Here is a 3,209-nt window from a genome sequence, read left to right as displayed (position 1 = left end):
TTCCTGTTTTTCCAGCTTGAGTTGATTGAGAATATTTTGATTATTATTATTTTTAATTTCTAACTTTATTCTCTCGTAGTCTAAGATTTTCAATTCTTGATATTTTTGGGAAAATAAAATTTTGAGATTGTCACTGAGTTGGAGTAAAAAACGATAATATCCGTCTTGATAGATTTCTAGTCCATTAATTAATAAATTATAGTCTTTAATTAATAACTGAGTCTCAATCAAGATTTCTTGTTGAGTAATTTTTTCTTTTCGTTTAATAATCTTACCAAAATAGTAATGGTAGCGAACTCCTTCTTGAATTAATTTCCGACGTTCTTTGATGATTTTCTGAAAATTTTTTAAGTATCTATTTTTAAAAACAGGAAGTTGATAGCTTTGCTCATAAATGGCAATTTTTTTATAGGTCATCAGATGTTGAGAGTTCCTATTTAGCATAGCTATCTTAGACCAAAAAATTCCTCAATACTTAGCAATAATCATCCGCTGCCCCCAGCTATTGCAAGAGGGAGCAACACCTAATTAAACATTTTCAACTTCAACAACAACTGGTTCATTTTCAACAACTGGTTCATTTTCAACAACCGGTTCATTTTCAATAACTGGTTCATTTTCAATAACTGGTTCATTTTCAATAACTGGTTCATTTTCAATAACTGGTTCATTTTCAATAACAACTGTTTGAGGACTTTCAGGAGTTGGCTCAGTTACCGTTTCTTGCTGCTTTACTGTCTGTTCTTGATGGTCAGTCAAGTGTTTTTTGGTTTTTAATTTCAGGTCATCAGTCAGAGGTAAAGCATCAATTTCAGCCAAAAGTGTTTCCAGGGATTCTTTTTTACTTCGCTCAGTGTAAAAAGCATTCAGAACCGCTTCAATTCCGTACTGAGCAATCGCATCTCCTAGCACAGTAACCAACCCCATCGCTCCAATACCCAGAAAAACTACAAAGGGTTGTCCGAGGGTCAGAATTAGCACGATGACAGCAATAATAGCCGAAGCTAAATAAGTACCTGCCACTTTTTTGATAATGTTATCGAGTTCCATAAAAATCACCTCAAATTTCTAGCGAAGGATTAGTTTAATTCTAAAGCAAGGTTAATCTGTCTGTTGATCGTCGTCAAGTAAAGCTTGAAGAAAAGGTTCAAGACTTTTGGGACGATAATCTGAAAAAGCCTTTAATCGTTTTACCACACTGTGATGAACAGTGACAACTTTTGTATTGAAATATCGCCATTGCTCACCTCCTAAGGACGACAATCCTTTAACAGTATTATCAAACTTGATGGTCGGGTCTAGTTTAATTTGGAATTCCTCAGATTCAGAGGTGGTTGAGTCAAACTCTAATCCCAATTTTTTGGCTTGATTAATCATCCATTGTAACGGGTAATCGGAAATTCCTTGATATTCTTTTTTGCCACCACCTAGACAGGTATGTTCACCCACAAATAAAACTTCTTTGACAACTTGTTCGGGATTTTCTGGATTGGCTTTGATCGGAGTGGAAGGGAAGTTTTTACGTTTTTCATCAATGGCAACAGCATGAAAAGCATTCTGGATAATCGGACTTAATTTTGTATTACTAAATTCATATTTTTTATGATAAAACTTAGCCAGGGGAAACCAAGGAGTTAAATCAGGAATACCAAAATTGCCAACTGTATCCCAACAACCTAACATCTTGACTGGAATACGATCTTGAAAATCTTCCTTTTCTGTCTCAATTTTTTTAGCATTAGCGGCACGGAATTGTTGAGCTTTGGCACTATCAGAACTAACGGTGTGGTCTCGATAGAGTTGATAAGCCAGGGGAATTTCTTTAATCTTAGAGCGTTTTAGGATTCCACATTTATCGATAAAACTAGCCAAACAACGAACGATATATGCGCCTCGACTAAAACCTAACAAATAAATTTCATCCTCGGTTGTGGGATTGTAGTTAAGGACAAGAAAACGATAGGCATCTTGAATCATTCGATCAAGGCCCCAGCCAAAAGTTTCATTCCCTAAACTTTTAATAAATTCGTTATCTTCGGGGGTGCCAGAACCTGACAAAAAGACGATTTGGGGGGTTTGATCCTCGGCAATATACTTAATAGATTCGGCGAATTTAACCACATTGGTGGGGTAAGCACTGGCAGAGTCTTCCCAAGAACCATCACAACAAATAATTAACCGTTTTTTCTGGTTTGAATAAGTGAGGATATCTGGTTGAGAAATTGCTGTTTCACTAATCTCCTCAATTTCATTGCTGGCAAGAGCAGCTTCTGCAGCAATTATAATTGATTCTGGATTCTCTTCCCGGGAAGGTTCTTGATTTTCGGATGGAGCATCCTGTTCAATCACTTCTTCTTCTTCAAGGGAGTTAAAAATTTCGTTGACCATTGTTATCCTTTTCGCACTCCTTCTAGCTTTACTGCTAGTCTGAGTTTTTGATTTAGGGATCGAGGTCGGTTTGGAGGGAAGACTATCTAGTTGCCAGGTTGTCCCATAAAGAATACCATGATTGCTATAACTTGTTTGATCCTCGGCACTGCCATTGAGTGATAAATAAGTAACTAAGCCAAGATCATCAACTAAGGGAGATTGATACATCGCTTTTTGGATTTCTTCTTGGCTACGCGCTTGATTCCAAACAGAAAGTTCTGCAAGACAACCTTGCCAATAATGAGAGAGATTAACAGAGGCTCCCAAGATGATTTTTTCAATCCCCGTTAAGGCACGGTTATGACCGTTGCCACGATGCCAAATGATCCCATTACGATAGATCAACATTCGGCCTGTGGTCGCATTTTTGACAAAGGCCCAATGAGTCCAATCACTATAATCCTTAAGCTTGACTTTTTTTTCAATTCGATCAAAACCTTCTTCATTTCCTGCGTCCCAAAAAATCGCAGGTTTCAGGGGATCGCCCCAAGGCAGGGTAATATGTAGAACCCGGTTATTTTCCCGATTAACAGCTTCTAAGAGAGTCGTTTCTGTAGCTAAATTATTTTCCCCTTTTGCCCAAAATGTAATGGTAATACTCTGATCGATGTCAAGAAATCCGTGGGATAGATCAATATGATCATCGATGCCATTAAATTTTAGTACAGAGCGTTGTTCAGCCATTGGTTTTGTCATCGACCGGGGGAGAAAGGGGTAATCAGGGGTTCAGGGACTCTGACTAATAAGAGATTGATTTATCTGTCATGATTTCCCAGAAT

At 37.6% G+C, this 3,209-nt stretch carries 2 protein-coding genes and 1 pseudogene; all 3 read right to left on the bottom strand.

Annotated features, from left to right (window positions below; all coding sequences use genetic code 11):
• Positions 1-417, bottom strand: a pseudogene (locus PX481_RS24805) (GUN4 domain-containing protein); the annotation flags it as partial.
• A gap of 111 nt (positions 418-528) precedes the next feature.
• Positions 529-1,050: a hypothetical protein gene (locus tag PX481_RS24800; protein WP_288096598.1), complete on the bottom strand. Its 522-nt coding sequence runs from the start codon at positions 1,048-1,050 to the stop codon at positions 529-531.
• A 51-nt stretch (positions 1,051-1,101) separates the two neighbouring features.
• Positions 1,102-3,114 (bottom strand): phospholipase effector Tle1 domain-containing protein, encoded by a 2,013-nt coding sequence (locus PX481_RS24795; protein ID WP_288096596.1) that lies wholly within the window; start codon positions 3,112-3,114, stop codon positions 1,102-1,104.
• Positions 3,115-3,209: the final 95 nt, after the last annotated feature.

The organism is Microcystis sp. M53603_WE2, assembly GCF_030065435.1.
The sequence above is the reverse complement of the archived record's forward strand: the minus strand, read 5'-3'. Positions and strand labels throughout refer to the sequence as shown.